The sequence below is a fragment of the Candidatus Vampirococcus lugosii genome, from assembly GCF_018420025.1.
GTDB classification, from domain to species: domain Bacteria; phylum Patescibacteriota; class Gracilibacteria; order Absconditabacterales; family Absconditicoccaceae; genus Vampirococcus; species Vampirococcus lugosii.
Genome location: NZ_JAEDAM010000096.1, coordinates 1 through 20,413 on the forward strand (window position 1 = coordinate 1; position 20,413 = coordinate 20,413).

Annotated in this window: 9 protein-coding genes, 2 tRNA genes and 3 rRNA genes; 8 read left to right on the forward strand and 6 right to left on the reverse strand. The window is 27.2% G+C overall.

Going from position 1 to position 20,413, the window contains the following annotated elements; all coding sequences use genetic code 25:
• Positions 1 to 292: 292 nt before the first annotated feature.
• The 5 genes from VAMP_RS05030 (at position 293) to VAMP_RS05050 (ending at position 5,603) form a co-directional block, all read left to right on the forward strand.
• Positions 293 to 366, forward strand: a tRNA-Ile gene (locus VAMP_RS05030).
• Between the two features lie 3 nt (positions 367 to 369).
• Positions 370 to 443: transfer RNA gene (locus tag VAMP_RS05035), tRNA-Gly, on the forward strand.
• A gap of 178 nt (positions 444 to 621) precedes the next feature.
• A 23S ribosomal RNA gene (locus VAMP_RS05040) occupies positions 622 to 3,601 on the forward strand.
• A 237-nt stretch (positions 3,602 to 3,838) separates the two neighbouring features.
• Positions 3,839 to 3,955: ribosomal RNA gene (gene rrf / locus VAMP_RS05045) — 5S ribosomal RNA — on the forward strand.
• A gap of 128 nt (positions 3,956 to 4,083) precedes the next feature.
• Positions 4,084 to 5,603 (forward strand): 16S ribosomal RNA (locus tag VAMP_RS05050).
• 253 nt (positions 5,604 to 5,856) lie between these two features.
• Here the strand turns inward: VAMP_RS05050 and mutL are convergent.
• On the reverse strand, positions 5,857 to 7,623 hold the full coding sequence (gene mutL / locus VAMP_RS07200; protein WP_213349854.1) for a DNA mismatch repair endonuclease MutL: 1,767 nt from the start codon (positions 7,621 to 7,623) through the stop codon (positions 5,857 to 5,859).
• Between the two features lie 683 nt (positions 7,624 to 8,306).
• Between mutL and VAMP_RS06795 the strand changes: the two genes are divergently transcribed.
• Positions 8,307 to 8,768, forward strand: a complete 462-nt coding sequence (locus tag VAMP_RS06795; protein ID WP_213349855.1) for a hypothetical protein — start codon at positions 8,307 to 8,309, stop codon at positions 8,766 to 8,768.
• Positions 8,769 to 8,772: 4 nt separating this feature from the next.
• A complete protein-coding gene (locus VAMP_RS05065; RefSeq protein ID WP_213349856.1) occupies positions 8,773 to 11,904 on the forward strand; it encodes a type IV secretory system conjugative DNA transfer family protein in 3,132 nt (1,043 codons plus the stop codon).
• Between the two features lie 163 nt (positions 11,905 to 12,067).
• Here VAMP_RS05065 and VAMP_RS05070 read toward each other — a convergent pair whose 3' ends face one another.
• From VAMP_RS05070 to VAMP_RS05090, 5 genes are all read right to left on the reverse strand, one after another.
• Complete coding sequence (locus VAMP_RS05070; RefSeq protein ID WP_213349857.1) at positions 12,068 to 15,424, reverse strand: hypothetical protein; 3,357 nt, start codon at positions 15,422 to 15,424, stop codon at positions 12,068 to 12,070.
• Positions 15,425 to 15,750: 326 nt separating this feature from the next.
• The gene (locus tag VAMP_RS07205; RefSeq protein ID WP_213349858.1) at positions 15,751 to 17,289 is read right to left on the reverse strand and encodes a methyl-accepting chemotaxis protein; all 1,539 of its coding nucleotides are present in this window, start codon (positions 17,287 to 17,289) and stop codon (positions 15,751 to 15,753) included.
• A gap of 212 nt (positions 17,290 to 17,501) precedes the next feature.
• Positions 17,502 to 18,668 (reverse strand): S1C family serine protease, encoded by a 1,167-nt coding sequence (locus VAMP_RS05080; protein WP_213349859.1) that lies wholly within the window; start codon positions 18,666 to 18,668, stop codon positions 17,502 to 17,504.
• A 26-nt stretch (positions 18,669 to 18,694) separates the two neighbouring features.
• A complete protein-coding gene (locus VAMP_RS05085) occupies positions 18,695 to 19,381 on the reverse strand; it encodes a hypothetical protein (protein WP_213349860.1) in 687 nt (228 codons plus the stop codon).
• Between the two features lie 159 nt (positions 19,382 to 19,540).
• Positions 19,541 to 19,981 (reverse strand): divergent PAP2 family protein, encoded by a 441-nt coding sequence (locus VAMP_RS05090; RefSeq protein ID WP_213349861.1) that lies wholly within the window; start codon positions 19,979 to 19,981, stop codon positions 19,541 to 19,543.
• A 234-nt stretch (positions 19,982 to 20,215) separates the two neighbouring features.
• Between VAMP_RS05090 and VAMP_RS05095 the strand changes: the two genes are divergently transcribed.
• Positions 20,216 to 20,413 (forward strand): AAA family ATPase (locus VAMP_RS05095; RefSeq protein WP_213349862.1); only part of this gene is annotated, 198 nt, incomplete at its 3' end.

Genomic DNA, 20,413 nt, shown 5'->3' on the forward strand with positions numbered 1-20,413 from the left:
CTTTCAAAAGTAAAAATGTCTGCATCAACAACTCCTATATCAAAAAAAATAAATAAATATAATAATTTAATTTTAAAATATATTTCAAATCGTTTGCCAAATATTGTTGGTAAACCTTAATTGGTGTAAAATGGTAGTGTTGTTTACAGTTTTTTATAAATTTCCAGTAATTCCACTTTTTTTATTTATTGTTTTTATTAGTTCTTGTTACTGTAGTTAGATTAATAAAAAAAGACTTGATTTTTTTAAAAAAAAAGTTATATATTGTATTACAATAATTTGTTTCAATTGAGGGCTTGTAGCTCAGTTGGTTAGAGCAACCGGCTCATAACCGGTAGGTCACTGGTTCAAGTCCAGTCAAGCCCATTTGCGGGTGTAACTCAATTGGCTAGAGTATCTGCCTTCCAAGCAGAATGTTGCGAGTTCGAGTCTCGTCGCCCGCTATTTAAATTAGATATTGATTTAAGTAGAAAAAAGTCAAAAAAGGACTTGAAAAATTAAATAAAATAATTATACTGTTTCTTACTTCAACGACAAAAAGTGAGTTAAATATTTGGATGTAAATGCTAATTAAAAAAAAGAAGATCATTAACAGATTGATATATTATATTTTTAAGAGACGATAAGCCTATTAAAAGCTTAGGATGGACACCTTGGATAAAAAAGCCGAAGAAGGACGTGAAAGACTGCGAAAAGTCACGATGAGGAGTCAGTAGCCGTTATAGTCGTGAATATCCGAATGGGGGAACCTATCTTGTATAACAAGATATTTTATACTTAAGGTATAGAATGGGAACCAGGGGAAGTGAAATATCTCAGTACCCTGAGGAAAAGAAATCGTAAGAGATTCTCTTAGTAGTGACGAGCGAACGGGGAATAGTCTAAACTGATATAGTGTTAAAGAGCCTAATCGTTGCTATATTGGTGTTGAGGGAGTAAACTATAGATTTTAGGTAGATCTGTATATTATATATAATGCTAGATGAAATAGGTGGGAAACTATACTATAGAAGGTGAAAGTCCTGTAGTTTAAAGTATTATGTGTTTATATGTTTATTTCCCAAGTAGTGTCAAACACGAGAAATTTGGCATGAATCTGTGCAGACCACTGTATAAGACTAAATACTTTTTTATACCGATAGTGAATAGTACCGTGAGGGAAAGGTGAAAAGAACCTCTGAAAGAGGAGTGAAATAGATTTTGAAATCCTAAGCTTACAAGGGAGTAGGAGCTTTAAATAAAGTGACTGCGTACCTATTGACGAATGGGCCAGCGAGTCAATAGCATGAGCAAGGTTAAGACAGTGATAGTTGGAGCCGTAGGGAAACCGAGTCTGAATAGGGCGAAATAGTTTATGTTATTGGACCCGAAGCCGTATGAGCTATCCATGAGCAGGATGAAGCTCGATGAGAGTCGAGTGGAGGTCCGAACCGTTTGGAGCTGCAAATCCTTCGGATGACTTGTGGATAGGAGTGAAAAGCTCATCGAATACGGTGATAGCTGGTTCTCCCCGAAACAACTTTAGGGTTGGCCTGCAAATTAGATTTGGTAGAGGTAGAGCACTGATAAGGCTAGGGGTATCGAGAGATATTACCAAACCTTGTTAAACTTCGAATGCTATCAATAATTTTGTGGAGTTAGGCTATGTGGGATAAGCTTCATAGCCAAGAGGGAAACAGCCCAGACTTCCAACTAAGGTCCCAAAATAATAGCTAAGTGGAAAAGGATGTTTTCTTGCTGAGACATTCAGGAGGTTTGCTTAGAAGCAGCAATCCTTTAAAGAGTGCGTAATAGCTCACTGAACAAGTGGGAAAGCGCCGAAGACGTAACGGGGCTAAAGCTATTTACCGAAGTTGAAGAATTATGATAAGATTGTAATTGGTAGGGGAGCGTTCTATATTGGTAGAAGTTGTGGTGTAAGCCTATATGGACGATATAGAAGTGAAAATGCTGGCATGAGTAACGCCGTATGGTTAAAATCCATACCGCCGGAAGCCTAAGGATTCCTTTTCAACGTTCATCGAAAAAGGGTTAGTCGAGACCTAAGGTAATCCCGAGAGGGTGTTCCGATGGAAGACAGGTTAATATTCCTGTACCTATTTAATCTTATGTTTTGTGGTAACATATTGGGATGTGTAAAAGCTTTATAAGGATATATAGAGTTTAAGTATTGAGACAAAATTAGCTTAGCTAATTTGTTTGTGATAGGAAAATCCGTTGCAGAATTAAGTTGAGATATGATAACAACTATGTAGAGATATGTGGGAGTTTTATAGTTCTGGTATCAAGAAAAACCACTAAACATAAGATTAAATAGCTCGTACCGAGAACCGACACAGGTAGGCAGGTAGAGAATACTAAGGCGATCGAGACAACTAGATATAAGGAACTCGGCAAAAAAGCGGACGTAACTTCGGGATAAGTCCTGCCTATTGTGAAATAACATAGTAGGCCGCAGCGAATGACATGGGGGGGACTGTTTACCAAAAACACAGCTTCCTGCTAACTCGAAAGAGGATGTATAGGAGGTGATGCCTGTCCAGTGCCAGAATGTTAAGCTCTTTGGTGAAAGCTAAGGTGTGAAGCACTGGTAAACGACGGCCGTAACTATGACGGTCCTAAGGTAGCGAAATTCCTTGTCGGGTAAGTTCCGACCCGCATGAATGGCACAACCATCCCCATACTGTCTTGTATCTAGACTCGGTGAAATTACAATCCCGGTAAAAATGCCGGGTAGATGTGGTAAGACGGAGAGACCCCGTGAAGCTTTACTGTAGGTTGGTATTGTGTTGAGATATATATTATTCAGAATAGTTGGGAGACTAGGAAGGTATAGCGCTAGTTGTACTGGAGTCAACTTTGAGATACCATCTTTTATATATTTTGACACTAACTTCACGAAGTGAAGGACAGTGCCTGCTGGACAGTTTACCTGGGGCGGGTGCCTCCTAAAGAGTAACGGAGGCGTACAAAGGTTAGCTTACTACGGATGGAAACCGTGGAAGAAGTATATTCGCAAAAGCTAGCTTAACTGTGAGACTGACAGGTCGAACAGGTAGGAAACTAGGTGAAAGTGATCCGGACTTTCTGTGTGGAAAGAAGTCCGCTCAACGGATAAAAGCTACTCCGGGGATAACAGGCTAATAGGATCCAAGAGTTCACATCGACGATCCTGTTTGGCACCTCGATGTCGGCTCGTCACATCCTGGGGCTGTATTAGGTCCCAAGGGTTGGGCTGTTCGCCCATTAAAGTGGTACGCGAGCTGGGTTCAGAACGTCGTGAGACAGTTCGGTCCCTATCTACCATATCCGCAGGTAACTTGAGGAGATCTGTTCCTAGTACGAGAGGACCGGGATGGACTAGCCTCTGGTGTTTCGGTTGTTCAACCATGAGCAGAGCCGAGTAGCTATGCTGGGAAAGGATAACTGCTGAAAGCATATAAGCAGGAAGCCAACTCCAAGATTAGGTTGCCCAGTTGATTGTTTGCTTGCAAACGATCAAAATAAGGTCCCCTGTAGACTACGGGGTTGATAGGTATCATGTAAAAGTATGGTAACATATTTAGCAAAGATATACTAATAGACCGAGAGGGCTTATCGTTCTTTTAAAAATATAATGTATTAATTTGTATGTGATGATAAAATTATAAATTAGTAGAATATATAATATAATATAATATAATATAAAAAAATACTATAAAAAATTATTAAGAAAGTAGTAAGAAAGTAGTAAAAAGTATTGAAAATATGATATAAATCATTATATAAGATTACTTTAGTAAAAGTTTCTTGAATATATAGACAATATTAAATAGATAATAGATTAGTATTTAATATTGGTGGTATTAATGCAATATTAGGAGACACCTGTTACCATTCCGAACACAGAAGTTAAGTTAATATTGGTTGATGATACTGGTTCTACTGGAGCTGGGAAAGTAAATTGGTGCCACCAATATTAAGTGCTGATGAGTTACTTAATGTTGATATAATATAATATAATAAGATGTATTATAATAAAATAATAAGAAGGTCATTAAAAGAGATGTAATAATAATTAAAGGAAGTATGGTTATAGACTTATTTATGAAGAGTTTGACCCTGGCTCAGGATGAATGCTAGCGGAGCGCCTAACACATGCAAGTCGAGCGAATCCATTTGTATGATTTATTGAAGTGCTTGCACTGATATAATGAATATGTATGAGATTAGCGGCAGACGGGCGAGTAACGCGTACTTAACTTACCCTAAAGTGAGGAACAACTGGAGAAATCCCGCTAATTCCTCATAGTCTCTTGGAGTTGAGATACACTAAGAGTAAAGGTTTACCGCTTTAGGAGAGGTGTGCGTCCTATCAGCTAGTTGGTAAGGTAAATGCTTACCAAGGCAATGACGGGTAGCCGGACTGAGAGGTTGATCGGCCGCAATGGGACTGAGACACGGCCCATACCCCTACGGGGGGCAGCAGTGGGGAATATTGGGCAATGGGCGAAAGCCTGACCCAGCGACTCCGCGTGGAGGAAGAAGCCTTAAGGGGTGTAAACTCCTTTTCTGGGGGAAGACGAATGACGGTACCCCAGGAATAAGCCACGGCTAACTACGTGCCAGCAGCCGCGGTAATACGTAGGTGGCAAGCATTATCCGGAATTACTGGGTGTAAAGAGTCCGTAGCCGGTTGTATAAGTCTACTTTTAAAAGCTTTGGCTCAACCAAAGAGAGGGGGTAGATACTGTATAACTAGAGATAGTTAGAGGTTAATGGAATTCTCGGTGGAGGGGTGAAATCTGTTGATATCGGGAGGAATGCCGAAAGCGAAAGCAGTTAACTATAATTAATCTGACGGTGATGGACGAAAGCATAGGTAGCAAACAGGATTAGATACCCTGGTAGTCTATGCCGTAAACTATGCTCGCTAGGTGTTTTCACGAGAGTGGGAGTGCTGTAAGCAAACGCGTTAAGCGAGCCACCTGAGGAGTACAGTCGCAAGACTGAAACTCAAAGGGATAGGCGGGGGAATACACAAGCAGTGGATTGTCTCGATTAATTGGATAATAAGCCAAGAATCTTACCTAGGCTTGACATCCTTAGGATTTTATAGAAATATAGAAGTGCCTAGATTACTAGGAGCTAAGTGACAGGTGCTGCATGGCCGTCGTCAGCTCGTGCCGCAAGGTGTCCGGTTAAGTCCGGGAACGAGCGCAACCCTCGTACTTAGTTAAGATGTCTAAGTAGACTGCCTTCGCAAGAGGGAGGAAGGAGAGGATGACGTCAGGTCATTATGGCCCTTATGCCTAGGGCGTCAGAGACAATACAATGGTTGGTACAATATGAGGCGATATCGCGAGATGGAGCAAATCATGAAAAACCAACCTTAGTGCGGATTGTAGTCTGGAACTCGACTACATGAAGTTGGAATTGCTAGTAATGGTGGATCAGCCATGCCACCGTGAATATGTCCCTGTTCCTTGCACTCACCGCCCGTCATACCATGGGAGCTGAGGCTCTTTGAAGCACTACAGAGTGGTGTAAGAAGGGAATTAGCGACTGGGGTAAAGTCGTAACAAGGTATCCCTACGGGAACGTGGGGATGGACCATCTTTAAAGTAAAGATATAAGTAGAGAATAAAATAAACAAGGGTTTATATACCATACTTCTTTTAATTATTATTGCATTGATATGAATATAAATGTTTAAAAAAAGCTAATTATTAATTTAATTAGTTTTTTTGTTGATTTTTTTAAAAAAATTTAATTAGTGATAGTTTGTTTTGTATTAATTTAAAATTTGTATTAATTTAAAACAGGAAAGTATATAAAAAGTATATAATATATTAAGTAAAAATTAATATAAATTTTTTATCTATCAAAAAGTTTTTCTATATTTTCTTTTGATATATTTACTATGCTTGGTCTTCAATGTTGACAAACAAACATTTTATCTATGTTTTTATATCAATCATTTATTAAATTTACCATTTCTGGTATTGAAAGTTTATCTCAAGCTTTTATTGATGTTTTACAAGCTTTAGTAGCAAATATTTCATCAAATATACTATCCAAAGAAATATTTTCTGAATAAATTATTTTATCTATTACTTTTTCCAAATCTATATTATATTTTATGAAAATTTTGGGAACTGAATATATAGCAATAGAATCTTCTCATATCATAGATATATCAAATCATAAATTATTTAATTGTTCTATCTTTTGATCAGTATTTATATTTTTAGGAACTTGAATACTAATTGGATTAAGTATTATTTCAGGCTCTAAATTATTTTCTGTCATATCTTTTTTCATTTTTTCAAAAGCAATTCTTTCTGCCAAAGCATGTTGATCTACAAAATATAATTCATTTTCACCTTGCAAAATTATAAAACTATTCCATATTTGTCAAATAACTTGAAATTCTTGAAAATTATTATTTATAATAGAATTATTTTGTACTCAATCAAAATTTGATTTTGAATAAATATTTGTTTGTTCAGGGAAATTAAAAGAAGATCAATAATTTGATTTTGGTTCAGCAAATCAACTTTTATAAAAATTATTATTAAATCAAGAATTATAAGATTTATTTACAAAATTATTTTGATAATCTTTCTGATAATTAAGACTAGCACTAGAAACTTTTTCACTACTAAAACAAGATGATAATGTTTGAGTTATTAAATTAAAAATACTATTAGGATCTTGAAATTTAACTTCTTGTTTTCTTGGATGCACATTTACATCTACCAAACTTCAATCTATTTGTAAAAAAATAATAGCAAGAGGAAATTGTCAAGGACTTATTTGTCTTTTGTAAAAATCAAGAATGGCTTTTTTTATTATTTTGTCTTGTACTGGTCTATTATTTACAAAAATTTTAATATTACTTGGAGAAGAAAATGTAAGTGTACTATCACTTGCTACACCAAATATAGAAATTTTATTAAATTCATTTTCCAATATTTTTATATTATTTTTCCAAGATTCTTTATAAACTTGCAAAAGTCTTGTAAGACAATCATTAACTTTATTAAAATTTTTAATTATTTTACCATTTTTTATAAGTCTAAATTTTTTATCGTAATTTTGAATAACAAAATTTAAAAATATGTCCAAAATATAATTATATTCAGTGGTTTCAGTTTTTAAAAATTTTTGTCTAGCAGGAACATTAAAAAATAAATCTTGTACCAAAACTTTAGTTCAATGTTCTTTATCAAAAGCAATTTGTTTGATAGATATATTTTTATCTATTTTTATAAGTTGATTTGCCACAGTATCATTAGTAGATTTTGTTTGTATAGTAAACTTACTAACTTCAGAAATTGTAGATAATGCCTCTCATCTAAAACCAAAAGAAGATATATCAAGTAAATCTTCATCAGATTTTATTTTGGAAGTTGCATAACTTTGAATAGAAAGTTCAAGATCTTCTTGAGAAATTCAAAATCAATTATCTTCTACTTTTATAAAAGATTTACCACCATTACTAATTTCCAAAATAATATCATTGGCACCTGCATCCAAACTATTTTCAATTAATTCTTTTACCACAGAACTTGGTCTTTCTACAACTTCTCATGCTTTCAATTTATTTATAATATATGGAGCCAACTTTTTGATTCACATTATTAATAATAATAAATTAAATTTTTTTATTAAATTTTATTTTTGGTCTTTCTATTAATTTTATATTTTTTTTGGAAATATTTTTATACTTATAATTTAAATATATAGAAATTATATAATGTTTAATATATGTTTTATTGATAATATATAAAAAATTTGATTTTATTTTTTTTATAGGAAAAATTAGAGCTAATCACAAAAAAAGTATCAATGTAGCAAAAGGTGTAGGAGTAAGATAAGCAAAAATTCAAAAAAGTAAAATTATTATTCAAATACATATTCTAAATATGTAATGAGTTTTCCAACAATATTTAAAAATTTTATTTTTTTTTATTAGTTTAAATAAATTATTAACTTTTGTTTTAAAATTTTTATTTATTTTTTTCTTCATAAATAATTCAAATTAAGTTTTAATTAAAATTTATTATATATAATATAATTATTTTTTCATAAATATCAAATAAAAATATAGATATAATTTTGTATAGTCCTGCTAAAATTTATCCAACTTGAATGTTAAAATTATTTGTTATAGAGTTTTTTAAATATTTTTTTATATACTTAAATCTATATAATTTAATTAAATTAAATCTATATTTATTTGACAAATTAAACTTAAATATATAAAATATATTAGATGTATATATTAATTTTAATATAAAAAATTAAAATAAAATAATTTTATGGAAAATAAAAAATGTGAGCAATATCTTGCAAATTATATTAAATCAAAAAATTTTAATGATAAAGAGAGTATTTCATATATAATGAAAAATGCTTGGTGAGAGAATATTTCTAATTGTTATAAATATTTTGGTTGATCAGCTGATATAAAGGATTTTATTAAAAATTTAAAATCTAATCAAAACTATAAATATACTGAAGAAAAATGAAAAAATAATAAAAAAGAAACAATAAAACAGAAAGAAGAAGAAATTCAAGAAAATATAAAACAAGAAAATATAAAACAAGAAAATATAAAACAAGAAAATATAAAACAAGAAAATATTTGACAGTTTGATTCTATGATTGATAGTTCTATTTACTTATTTAAAATAATATGAATATGTTTTATATGAATTATAGTAGTATTATTAATAAAATATATTAGAATATACTTTATTTTAAAAATAAAAACAAAATAATTAGATGGAAAAGAAAAAATGTGAGCAATTTCTTATAGATTATATTGAATCAAAATCATTTAATGAAGATGAACCTGTTTGATCTATAGCAAAAAATGTTTGGTGAGAAAATATTTCTAATTGTTATAGACATTTTGGTTGATCATCTTGAATATCTGATTTTATTAATAATTTAAAATCTAATAATAATTACCATTATTCTGCTGAAGAAGAATGAATATCCAATGATAAATGAGAATGAAAATGAACTAGTGTTTGAAAAATCTATGATGAACTTAACTGAGAGAATCAAGAAAATTGAGAATTTCAAGAAAATCAAGAGCAAGAAGTTTGACAATTTGATTCTATAATTGATACTTCACTTTTTGCATTAAAAATAATATGAATATGATTGTTATGAATTATTTTAATAATATTTATTTGGAAATTATTTAAATATCTTTTTGCTTTTTTGTATGATGTTTTGAATATAAGAAGAATTCAATATCTTAGAGTAATAATTCCTAGGTGAGATAGTAGAGAAGAAAGAGAAATGCAAAAAGAAATTGCAAAAGATATGCATGAAAAAATAGCTAGGATGGGACAAGTTTTTAGAAATATTCATAAACTTTGAGAATTATCTGTTCGGGATATAATTATGAATTATGTGTTTTCAAAACCTAAAGTTTCTTTTGCTTTACATTATAAAGATTGACAATTACAATTACTTTTTGCAGTATATCCTGAATATAAAAATATTTTGGAATGAGCTATTACAGCTCAATATTCTGATGCAAGTGTAGAAACTATTAAAATACCTCATTTTTTTGCAAAAACATATTATGATATAATTCCTATACATCCTGAAAAAGATCCTGTTTATCCTATAAGAATATTTAAACAACTTGAAGATGATCCTTTGAATAATGTTTTGGATGCTATTTGAAAAATTTCTAATGAAGATACATTTACAATATTTACAACTATAAAACCTGCTTGATCAAGTTTTAATATTAAAGCACAAAATTTTGCAAATGCATTATATAAAAAAGATGAATCAGTAACATTGTCTACTCCTTTATGGAAAAAACTTGTTTTCCCTTGGAAATTTTTTGATTTTTTAATACATTGACCTTCTGATTGATTAGTTAAAAAATTTAGTAATAATGACAGTCAATGAGATCCAATTATTCGTATGGTTAAATCTGAAGAAGATGCATTAAATGCTATGTGAGAAGAAGCTGGTAAACCTGCATTTATCTCTGGTATGATGTTAATCACTTCTTCAGATTATAAAGATAGATTATGAGCAAATTTGCAAACAGTAGTATCAGCACTTACTATATATAAAGATGAATATAATAATTGATTAAATCAACCAGAAATTATGCATGATATTTTTTGATTTATATTTAAACCTTTATGGAAATTTGCTATATTTTTTCATTTGCCAAATTTCTTTTATAAAAAAAATATTTTTACGGTAAATGAATTAGCTTGATTTTTTCATATTCCAGATTGATTATTTAATCGTTCTCCAATTATAAAATGGATGGATTACAAGGCATTACCTGCTCCAGATAATTTACCAAAAATGGAAAAACCAAATAATTTTTTTATCACTTGAAAAGTTGCTGAAGAATATTTAGATTGAAATATATCAAAAATATTTAAATGAGTAAGACATTGGGCAGTTGGTAAGAAAAAAACTAAAAAAGAAAAATTAGTTCCTATAGAAAATTATAAAAAAAATGAATTATTTGATAAAGAAATAATAACTAAAAACGGTAAAGATTATGTAAAAGAAACTGTAAATGTTTTACAAACTTGACTTAGAGTTTTTAAAGATTGAACACTTTTATGAGTTAATGTTTATAGAAATAGATTTACTCCTATTTATATGAGGAAAAAAGATAGATCTAGACATCATTATATTATTTGAAAATCTGGTTGAGGTAAATCAGTTTATATTGCAAGTATGGCTAGACAAGATGTTTGGAATTGAGATTGACTTTGTGTTATAGATCCCCATTGAGATTTGGTAGAAGATATTATGGAATATATTCCTAAAGAAAGAGCAAAAGATGTTATATATTTTGATGCAGGTAATGAGGAAAGACCTATGTGACTTAATCTTTATGAAATTGATAATCAAGATCAAGCAGATAGAGTTGTAAATGATGCTACTGAAATATTTATGAAAATGTTTGGACCAGAAATTTTTGGACCTAGAATTCAAGAATATTTCAAATATGCAAGTTTAACATTATTGGAAGATATGGAAGAATGAGCATCATTAATTGATGTTCCAAGATTATTTACTGATGAAACTTTTAGAGAATATAAAATCAAAAAAGTAAAAAATCCTGTAGTTAAAAATTTTTGGGATAAAACATATAATGCTATGGGTGATAGAGAAAAACAAGAAATTATTCCTTATTTTACTTCCAAATTTGTTAATTTTATTACTAATAGACTTATTAGAAATATTATATGACAAACAAAATCAGCTATTAATTTTCGTAAAGCTATGGATGAAGGGAAAATATTGCTTGTAAATTTAAGTAAATGAAAGCTTGGTGAAATGAATGCACAGCTTTTAGGTATGATTTTGGTAAGTCAAATAAATAATGCAGCTATGTCAAGAGCTGATATTCCAGAAGATCAAAGAAGAGATTTTTTCTTATATGTTGATGAGTTTCAAAATTTTGTTACTGATACTTTTGCCGATATTTTATCAGAAGCTAGAAAATATCATTTGGCATTAATAATGGCTCATCAATATATATGACAGCTTGAATGATCTAATTGATGAATGTGAGATTCAGGTTGAGTAAAAGATGCAGTATTTGGTAATGTATGAACTATGCAAAGTTTTAAAATATGAGCACCAGATGCAGAAGCTTTGGAAAAAGAATATGCTCCAGTTCTTTCTCCTCAAGATATAGTTGGTATATCAAATTTTAAAGTGTATATTAAATTAAATATTTCTAATGCATCTAGTAGAGTATTTAGTATGAATACTATATGGACAGAAGATTACAAAAATCCAAAAGTTGCTGAAATATTAAAAGAATATTGTAGCAAAAAATATTGAAGAAAAAGACAATTTGTAGATGCTGAAATTAGTGCTAGATTAGGTATATTAAATGATTAATTTTAATATTTTACTAATATTTATATATAATTAGTAGGTTACTTATCAAATTCAACATGTTGTTTATCTTAATAACAAAAAAAGTGTATTTTATAAATACACTTTTTTTGTTATTAGTTTTTATAAAAAATTATTCTACTCTTTTTTATATGATAAAATATATTTATCTTGTACAATATCATCACACAGTACTATTTAAACTAGCTATTTCTCATCTTGATAACCTAGGAGCTTCACAAAACCAAGTCCATTGTGTATATCATCATTTCAAATCTAATTTGTCTATTCCTCCTCTTGCTCTAATTCTAGAATAAGATCAATAATTTTCGTAACAAACTCTGTTTAAAGCATTTGGCAATGGATTAGTATTACCAATATCATCAGAGTCTAATAAAACAGAAGAATTGCTTCCAGAATTTGGATTATCAGTTGCCATAACAGATCATGGATTAGTCCATCAACTTTGATACCAACATTCATCTCATATATCTAACACATCAATTCTCCTTCAATTATCAAGTTCTGTTATTTTTCAATTATCACATTTAAAAATTCTTTTTGCAGAATTTGGCATACCATAAGTACTTGATATATAATGATATGATAATACTTGTCAATCTTTCATTTGATGAACTCTTACTCAATTAACTTCTTGTTGACTACATCCTCTTCAACTTGAATAATTTTCTAATATATAATTTGTTCTAGTTCCATCATTTGATCTATTTATCCATCAACATGTTGTATCCCTTACTGTTGTAGTTCAAGCTATTTTATTACATTCTGATAAACATCTACTCCTAGTTAAAACATCTGCAAAACCTTCAGATCTCAATCTTGTACCAGAGCTTAAAACTTGATTATCTCCTACTTTTTCTCAAGTACTTTCTATTTCAACACTTCATAAATAACATTGTCACATAGGAATACATTCCTGAATAACACTTGATAATCTACTTGTTGTTTTTTCTTCATATCAATCATTACAACTTCTTATTGTTTCTCTTGGTTCACCTACTTTTTCCCACTTACCAGTATTATTATCACATTTAAAATCCTGTCTATATCTTACTACTCAATAATCTACATTTACTTCTTTATTAACCAATTGTCTTCAATTTCTTTCTGCTATTTCATATCAATCTATTACAGTAGCTTCACATGTTTTATTATTATTGTTGTTGTTATTATTATTATTGTTGTTGTTATTATTATTATTGTTGTTGTTATTATTATTATTATTGTTATTATTATTGTTATTATTATTATCAGTTGATAGTATTTCATAATGACAATCTACATCAGATTTCAAAAGTGTAGGATCAGTTTTTGAACCTATTCAAAAGTATAAACCATAAGTTGTGTTTCATCATTGTTCAGTTGTATAAACATTAACACCACAACCTGAATTTATTCTTCAAGGAGATGAATTAGTCTTAACAGTAAGATTTTTACCTTTATGTTTAATTATAAAAGAATTTATACCTGATTTTAATTTAAAACCTCAACCTACATACTTTTTATTTTTAGAAACTTCTTTTTTCCAAGTTCAGTCAATATTAGTAATATTATTTGGATCTGAAACAGTTATAGTAATAGTATCTTCTTTATCTTTTTCTTTTTCACCTTCTTTATCTTTTTCTTTTTCACCTTCTTTATCTTTATCTTTATCTATTTCATAAGAAAGACATATTGTAGGTTCTAAATTCCAACGAACTTGTGCTGATTGTGTGCCCTCCCAATGTGCTTCAAGATAATTGTTATTACAACTAACACTATTAAAATTTTGTAAATTATCTCATTTATTTGTTTTAAGTATAATGCTTGAATTTGGTATAACTTGTGATGAAATATTTTCACACTGTTGTCTATTAATGCTTTTATAACAATTTCATTTATCTTTACCATCTTCACCTTCTTTTTCTTCTTTCAATACATTATCATTATATTCTACATATAAACTATCATTATAATCTCTTTTTACTACTGCACCATGTGTTGATGAAAAAACATCTCAAAATTTAAAACCTCAATCTTCTAATTTAATATCAAATTCTATATCATTATATCCTTTTCTTTCCAAAGTAATATTTACTTTATCTCATTTATTAAATTTATCCATAAATTTTTCATAAGTATAATATCATCAATTCTTATAAGAACTTCAATCAATAGCCATACCAAAAGCTCCTTTTGCTGTATTCATTCCTTTTTCTGCCTTAATTACAATATCTTTCAAAGATTTACCGTAATTATCTTTAACTACAATAAATGGCACATCAGATTTATCTTCTTTTAATTCTCAACATTTATTTACTAATTTAGCTTCATAATTTTTATTCACTTCAATATAATAAGTTTCTCAATCTAATGATATTGGAAACATACTACATCATCAAAAATCTTTTGATCACAAAACAGGATCAATTCATATACTTATTATATCTCTATCTTTTCTGAATTGTATTTTATTAATACTTTTATTAAAGTATATATCTTCTTCTTTTATTCAAGATTTTTTATCAAATAATAAACCTTTTAGCGGTAATTCTATATTTGCTGACTTAAAATTTTGTGGAACAGCAATTATAGCATCATTTTTATATCAAGGTAATGATGATATTTTAGGATATTCTTTTGCATTATCAAGCAATACCAGAAAAAGATATCTTTTTTGTTTTCATATATGTAGATTATGTTTTTCATAATCATCTTTATAAATATTTTTTAAGTTAATAAGAAAATCTGATTCATCTTGTATTTTTATATCTCTTATTACTTTTATATCTTTTATATTTCCATCTTCTTCTCAAATTATAGTATCAATTATTCCACTTATTTCATTTTCACTCTTTTTATTAAGAATTTCTAATGCTTTAATTTTGAAATTAATAAATACAACATCTAATACTGGCCAAAAACTATGTGTTTTTAATTGAACTTCTATTTTATTTATAGCTTCTATTTTTTCTACTAACCATGCAATATCCCTTTTTTCAAGTTCCAAATTTTCAAGCATATTATCAACAAAACCCTTATACATCATTTTCTCTGATGGATTCAATTTTCAAACTTTCTCTTTTAATTCTTTCTCCAAACTATCTATCTCTTTTATTAAACTACTTATTCATTTACTTTCTTCTTCTTTTTCTTTATTTTTATCTTCTTTTTCATTTTTATCTCAAACATTTATTTCAATCCTCTTTGAAAACTCTGGATCATCTAAATTATAATCTTCATTATCACATTTAACTTCTGTCCATCAATTATCATAAAATTTTACTGGTCCACTTCTATCTATAATAAGTCATTTTTGATTTGACTTATATGTTTGTCTTGTTCATTTTCAATTATTAGTTGAAATTCTACAAATCTTCCATCATTCAATTTTTATTGTAACATCTATTTCTTCTCATGGTTTCACTGTCTCACTAGATACACTTAATTCTGCAATATCTTGTCAATAAGATATTCAAGATAAAAAGAACATTCACATAAAAAGTAATCATATTTTCTTCATAATTATTATGGTAATAATATAAATAAATTTAATACTAATTTTTTAAATTAATTAGTATAATTAAATTATATTATTTTTTTTATCTTTTTCAAGGTTTTTTTATATTTTGTGTGCAAGTAATGTTAAATTTTCAGTATAATAATATTTATTCTATTGCATAATGGAAAAAGATTTATCACCATTTTTTATGAAAAATATAAATAGTAATTAACAAATTTATCTTTTTTTATTTTTGAGTTTTATATTATCTTTGTAGATTAAAATCTATAAATAAATCCTTGAATAGATCAAGGATTTATTTTGTAGTAAGTATATTTTATTATAATTTATTCAAATTTAACTCACATTCTAAATCATCACCAATGTTCTCATTTTACATATATAGGAGAAGAAATATCAAGCATAGGAATAGTTTTACCTCACATTTCCCTTATATAAATTTGTACTAATTTTTTTTCTTCATTATTTGAAGCCGCTTTTAATCAAACTCTATCAGTAAATTTCCTTCTATTTCTTGAATTAGCTGTATTTCGATTTATATCTGATTTTGTATTAGATTTTCTTTGAGGATGTGAAAATTTTTTATTATGAGTAGGTAAATAACCATCTTTTTTGAATACAGGTGCACAAAATATTATTTTTCATGTTTCATCTTCTTCCAAAATTTTTTCTTGTATTTTTTGGAATTCATCAGTTAATCAAGTAAATCAAGTAATATATTGAACAGGATTTGTTCATGGAATTTCAATAAATTTTTCATCAAATAATTCTTCCAATGTAATTATTCATACAAGTTCTACAAGATTTCAATTTAAATCAAGTTTTAATTTTTTTACAGTTTTACCTTTATCTATAATTTCTTCAAACATTTTACTATAATAATCTGCAGTTTGAGAAGCAATTTCTGCCATTTTTCATTCATCTATGTTTAAATTATAATTAATTCAAAGTTGCATTTGTTTTTCACATATTATAAGAGATTCGTCCAGATGTGAATATGCACTATCCAATGATTTATTAGAATTATCTAAATCATATCAAGTTTCTTCTAGTTCTTTCATAGTATTGTCTAATTGATTTTGAACTATTTCAACAGTTTTTTGAAGTAATTCAAGTCAACCTTTTGCATCTTTAGTTGCTCATACTGCTTTTGAAATATTATTTAAAATATTTTCAACTCATTGATTTGAATTATTTGACTTTTGTGCCATATTTTTAATTATCTCTTTTAGAGATTCACTTTTTTCTATTAAATCATTAATTATATCTCAAGTTTTTTTAGAAGTATTTTCAGTTTTTTTAGATAAAGATTTTATTTCTTCTGCAACAACAGAAAAAGCATTACCTACAACTCATGCTCTAGCTGACTCTATTTGAGCATTTATAGTTAAAATATTTGATTGATTTGAAATTTCTGAAATATTTCAAGTAAGTGATTTTGCTTCTTGAGCATTATAATTATGAATATTTATTTTTTCTTCCAAACTCAATATATCAGATATAAGATATTTTATGTTTTCTACTACTTCATCAGTATCAATAGATGAATTTTCCAAAGCTTCTAATGCATTATTTATAATAGCTTCAGGTCATTGAGCATTGTCAGAAAGTTTTTGAACTTGTGAAACAACTTTATCTAATCTTTGTATTATATCATTTAAATTATTTATTTTCTCAAACATTGTAGTTTTGATATTACCAATATTACTTGTTACAGATGCAAGTTCTATAACTTGTTTTTTCAAAAGTCATAAATTTTTTTCAATGTATTCTATAAGTTGTCAATTAGTTTCTCTTAGCTCTAACAATTCTCATTTTAATTTTTTTGATCAATTAAATAAGTTTACACTAAAATTATTTACCATAAGAAAATATTATTAATAAAATTAAAAAAATTATAAATTGTGTCTTTTAATAAAACAGCAAGTACCTATATAATTAAAAAAATATAAATGTCAATTAAAAATTATATATTTTAATAATTTAAGTTAAGTATTCAAATATTATTATTGAAAGATACAAAAAATTTAAAAATATTACTATATTTATTTTGAGTACAAATTTCAAATAAATTTAATTATCTAACTCATAATTCAACATCAACATTTTTTTCATTTCAATCTGAAATAACTCTAAATTGTATATTATCTCATGGTTTATAAGCGAATAATTGATATAAAAATGTATTTCATTTTCAAATTAAATTTCAATTTATATGTGTGATTATATCACCTGATTTAATTCATGCATTATCTGCAGATGAATTTGGAACTACATTAGAAATTAATACTCAATTTTTGACTGATAATTCATTTTCTATAGCTATAGCATTATTGATATCTGTATGTTCAACTCACAAAAAAGGTCTTGTAATTTCATTATCGTTTATGACCATCTCAAGAGTTGATTCAACAAATTCTTCATTTATAGGAATACTAAATCAAATTCACTGACCTATAGCACTTATAGCAGTATTTATTCAAAGAACATTTCCCCAAATATCCATCAAAGGTCCACCACTATTACCAGGATTTATAGGAGCATCTGTTTGATAAAGTCATACATAAATACTATCAGCTTTTATATCTTCAAGTTGTCTTCATTTTCAACTTATAATACCGAAACTTGCACTATCTTGAAATTGTGATAAAGCATTTCATATAGCCAAAACAAATTGTCATACTTTTATATTATCAAATACAGATACAAGATTTACAGTATTTAAATTTGAAGGAACATTTCCTTCATCATTCAATATTTTTAAAACTGCTATATCAAGAATAGGATCAAACCAAATTTTATCTACATCATATCTAAATCAATCTTTTGTTACAACAGTATAATTTGTATTTCATCTTCTAGCTTCTTGTATAACATGTTTATTTGTGATTATATATCAATCTTTTGATACAATTATTCAACTACCTCATCATATTTCTTGATTTTCTTGTTGAGAATATCAACCAAAAAAATTCAATGGATCTTGATAATATATGTCCAAATCTCTACTTATTATAATACTAACAACTCATTTTCAAGAATTTGAAATTGTATTTATTAAAATATCTTGTAAATCATTTACATTATCCACTCATGATAATGTGTCTATATTTTGTATATTTTCATCAACAAGTTTATTTTCCAAAAGATAATTTTGAGTAAATAAGTGATATCATACTATGAATGTAATATTTATTATTAATGATACAACAATAAGACTTATTATTATTTTAATTTTTTTCATAAATTAATATTTTTTATTTAAATAAATTATTTATTTTTAATTATTACATCATTATTACTTCATAAATCAATTTCCAAAAGAGATTTATAATTAACTAATGATGATGCTACAATTCATCTATATTTTTTTAATTGTAAAGATATATCTACTAAATTATTAAAATATAAATCTGGTCAATTATTTTGATAAACAATAGTTCTACTAGCTCATGGAATATATTTTATATAATCAATATTTTCTTCTCAAACTATATTTTTTATATCCTCAATTTGAGATTTTAATAAATTACTATTTACTTTATAAAAAAAAGATTTATCCATATGTGATTTTTTTATATAATTTGGTATTTTTATTTTATTATTTTCAGATATTAATGAACTTCATGAATATAAAGAGAACATATTCTCACCAAAACTTGCAATATATGAGTTATCATTAGTAAAAATAAAATCAAAATCAACATAATTAACATTCAAAATTGCAACTCAGTTTCAAATATGATTAATATCAAAAGATTTTAATATATTAAATTCATCCAAAATTTGTTTTTCATAATTTCATTTTTTTAAATACTTGAATATATAATAATTTTCTCAAATAATTCAAGATTGTATTTTTGAAAACATATCTTTGTTTGGATAATCATTAATATTTTTTTCCAAGAATCTAATTTCTTTTATTTCATAATCATCGGACAATATTGTATATTGCAATGATACATACAAAATAAAAGAAAAAATTATAAAAAAGAATAAAAAAAAGTATTTCTTTTTATTCTTATTAAGAAATATATTAATATACCTTAATTTTTTCTTAAATAAATTTTTTTCTCTTTTCCAAAATCTTTTTGATCCAAGCTTATGTTTCATAAACTAATAAAAAATTGTATATAAAATAACAGTAATTATTGATCAAAACAATATTCAAGCCAAAACTTCATATAAAGTATGTCATAATCTTTCTTTTAGAAGAATATATTTATTATCTCAAAATTCAAATACTGTTTTTAGTTGATGACTAATATTATTTAGATATTTGGCATGTTTTCCAGCTTCATATCTTACATTCATACTATCATACCAAAATAAAAATGAAAAAGTAAAAGCTATAGCAAATTCTGAAGAATCTATTCAAAATTTTAATAACATTAAAGTTGTTATACTAGCTGATATTCAACTATGAACTGATGGAAATCAACCAGCTCTTCGTATACTTTGAACATTAATTTTTTTCTCTTTATAAAAATCTATAAGTATTTTTATTAATTGTATAATAAATCATATAAAAATAGGAACAAAAAAATAATGAATCATATTAAAAAATATAAATACTAAATTTAAATGACATAATAAACAAATAAACTCAAAAATCAATTTAAAATTGTTTTTTTGTGTCGATAATATTAAAGGATATTTATATAATTAAAAATATTTACTGTATAAATTGTTAATTATTGATTTTCCTCGCTTGGCGGGAAAAAAATATTGATTTTGGTAAAGAAAAAAATATAATGAAAAGGATTTAGTAAAATTAAAAAAATTAAAGAAATGAAAAAAATATTGATATGAACACAAGATTTCAAAACATTTATAAATGAAAAATGATATTATATAGATAAAACTAAAACAATACATAATTTATTGATAAGTAATAGGTATTATTTTTTGTCTAGACCAAGAAGATTTGGGAAATCATTGACATTATCAATGATAAAATATTTGTATATGTGAGAAAAAGAATTATTC